The sequence below is a fragment of the Hydrogenophaga sp. genome, assembly GCF_028698005.1.
Taxonomy (GTDB): domain Bacteria; phylum Pseudomonadota; class Gammaproteobacteria; order Burkholderiales; family Burkholderiaceae_C; genus Hydrogenophaga.
The window spans coordinates 1-2,561 of record NZ_JAQVEJ010000277.1; the positions used below are offsets into that span (position 1 = coordinate 1).

At 67.9% G+C, this 2,561-nt stretch carries 3 protein-coding genes and 1 pseudogene; 2 read left to right on the forward strand and 2 right to left on the reverse strand.

What is annotated here, in order from left to right; all coding sequences use genetic code 11:
• The coding region (locus PHQ87_RS15965) for an NAD-dependent epimerase/dehydratase family protein (protein ID WP_300236597.1) at nucleotides 1-117 on the reverse strand (117 nt) is incomplete at its 3' end.
• A gap of 22 nt (nucleotides 118-139) precedes the next feature.
• Nucleotides 140-1,750 carry a glycosyltransferase family 39 protein gene (locus PHQ87_RS15970; protein WP_300236591.1) on the reverse strand — a complete coding sequence of 537 codons (1,611 nt, stop codon included), beginning with the start codon at nucleotides 1,748-1,750 and terminating at the stop codon, nucleotides 140-142.
• Between the two features lie 189 nt (nucleotides 1,751-1,939).
• Here PHQ87_RS15970 and PHQ87_RS15975 point away from each other — a divergent pair, with 189 nt between their 5' ends.
• Both PHQ87_RS15975 and PHQ87_RS15980 read left to right on the forward strand, forming a co-directional pair.
• Nucleotides 1,940-2,359 carry a glycerate kinase gene (locus PHQ87_RS15975; RefSeq protein WP_300236594.1) on the forward strand — a complete coding sequence of 140 codons (420 nt, stop codon included), beginning with the start codon at nucleotides 1,940-1,942 and terminating at the stop codon, nucleotides 2,357-2,359.
• Nucleotides 2,360-2,450: 91 nt separating this feature from the next.
• Nucleotides 2,451-2,561 (forward strand): annotated as a pseudogene (locus PHQ87_RS15980) (branched chain amino acid aminotransferase); the annotation flags it as partial.

Consider the following 2,561-nt stretch of genomic DNA (forward strand, 5'->3'; position numbering starts at 1 on the left):
GAAGTTGTCGACGCACAGCACATCGTCTCCCCTGGACAGGAGCCGCTCACACAAATGGGAACCGAGAAAGCCGGCGCCGCCGGTGACCAGAACTCGCTGACGATTGGATATGCGCATGATGAAAGAGGATAACCGGACATCAGGAGGCCTGACCGGACCGGGGCGCTCCCGTGCCCGCCGGCCGGTACCGAAGGCAGTACGGCGAGCCACTGAAATCGAACAGGTAGGCCCCGGCGCCGGTGCCCTCGAATGCGCTCAGCACAGCGGCCTCGCTCCGGAGTATGTCCAGCAAACCGGCCCGCTGCCCGAAGCGGTGCGAGATCAGCAACCACGTCCGCCCGCCGGGCGTGGACCGGCAGATGCGTCGCAGGGTGGCCAGGGCGTCGTGTCGCGTGTTGGGGGTTTGCCGGAACGCGAACACCTCGAGGTCATCGAGCCCGAACGACGCACGATAGATATCAAAGGCCTTGTGCGTCCATGTGCTCATCATCAGGTGATCACCCGCCTGGCGATGGTCGCGCACGTGGGCCATGGCGCTCTTGATGTCAGCGTCATTGTAGGGAGCACGCCAATGCCGCGCCGCGGGCACGCCCGGCACAAGCAGCAATCCGGCCGCGACCACCACGGCACCCCAACGCCACCACGCTCCTCCCGCCCGATCCAGCCAGGCCTGCAGCACGTACGCCAGCGCCAGCGGCACCAGCGGCGCCAGAAACAGGATCAGGCGCGAGCGAAACGGGTACAGCTTCAGCGCCGACGCCGCCAGCGTGACCACCACGGCCAGGACGAGGATCGCCGCCAGGCGCGGCTGCCAGCGCGCCATGACGGTCAGCCCCACCGCCGTCAGCGCGAGCAGCACCGCGTTGAGCGCGTCCCACCAGCCGGGCTCGGCGAGGTGGTGCGCAACGCCTTCGTGCCGAAGTGCCAGGTACACCAGTCCCAGGGCGCCATCGAGATACCAGCGCCAGTCGTCGACATTCAGGGGCGGCCACGGCGCATAGGCGTGCGTCCAGAAACCGCCCAGCGCACTGTTGCCGGACAAGGCGCGCAAGGACATCACATAGGATGCGCCGAACGACACCGCCCAGACCAGTCCGACAGCGACCAGCCAGCCCATCGCCGGCCAACACCGCCTGGCGCAAGCCGTCAGCCCCAGCACCACGCCGACGGCCGCCAGCACGAACACCGACGGGTGTGACAACCAGATCCCGGCCGCCCCGATGCCGGCCAGCCACCAGGCGCCCGCGGCCGGCCTGTCCATGGAAAACCGCAACGCCGCCCACACCAGCGCCAGCATCACCAGCACATCGAGCGTGTACTGCTTGAACTCCGAGCTGTAGTAGACGAGCACGGGTGACAGGCCCAGCAAGGCCAGCAACAGGGCCCGTGGTGCCCAGTGCCGGAACAGCCGGCGGCCGATCAGGCCCGCGACCCCCAGGGCAGCCCCCCCCGCCAGCCATGGCACCAGCCGAAAGACCCAGTCGCTGCCACCCAGCGCCATGGTGGCCATCCGGGTCAACACCAGGAACCCCAGCGGGGCCGCCTGGTTGTTGTCCAACGGCTGCGTCAGCAGTTGCACCATGTCGCGGCCGGCCATCCAGCCCACCAGGTAGGCTTCGTCCAGCCACAGCGAGCGGTTGAAAACGTACTGCCGCAGTTGCAGGGCCACGCCCAGCAACAACGCCAGCGCGGGCAGCCATTCAAGGGCGGCACGCCAGCCCGGGTGCGGGCGATTCGGTAGAGAACTCATGGGTTGCGTGGGCAATCCAACCGTTGGTTTCGGGCTTTTCGTTGTGGACGGGACGTTGGCTGGCACGCAGGCAGGCGCGGCTGTCTTCTATTATCGCCACCAGCCCGCACGCCCGCATCGGCCCATCCGGCCCGCGCCCCGGACACCCCGCAGCAGCCTGCACCCTCTTCCATACCCGACCATCCCGCCATGAATGTCCAGCGTTTTTTCATTCCCCTGTTGATCATCGCCGTGCTCTGGGGTGCCTGGCGTGCCCTGGGCTGGGCCGGCGTGGCCGTGGCCGCGGGCGGCCTGCTGATGTGGCTGCTGCTGCACTTCACCCGGCTGATGACCGTCGTCAAGCGGGCGGCCAACCGGCCGATCGGATGGGTCGGCAGCGCGGTCATGCTCAACGTCAAGCTCAAGCCCGGCGTCAGCCTGATGCACGTCATCGCCCTGACCAAGGCACTGGGCGAGCGTCTGTCGGAGGAAGGTGCCCAGCCCGAGATCTACCGCTGGACCGACAACGGTGGCTCCTCGGTCACGGCCACGTTTGCCCACGGCCGCCTGGTTCAGTGGGAAATGCACCGCCCCGCCGACCCCGGCGAAGCCGCGCCCTCGCAGGACTGACGGAACCCCGGCAGGCCGCCGTAGAATGGCGTGTTGGCCCGCCCCGCCGGCGCGGTCAAGCCCATTTCCACTCCCAGAGGATGCTTCTCCCATGACTTCCGTGATTCCCTCGTTGTCCGACCGCGACGGCAAGATCTGGATGGACGGCCAGATGGTCGACTGGCGTGATGCCAAGATCCACGTGCTGACCCACACGCTGCAC

Excerpts from the sequence above, each read along its gene's own strand:
- PHQ87_RS15975 (WP_300236594.1), top strand. The coding sequence starts at position 1,940 with ATGAATGTCCAGCGTTTTTTCATTCCCCTGTTGATCATCGCCGTGCTC.
- PHQ87_RS15970 (WP_300236591.1), bottom strand. The coding sequence starts at position 1,750 with ATGAGTTCTCTACCGAATCGCCCGCACCCGGGCTGGCGTGCCGCCCTT.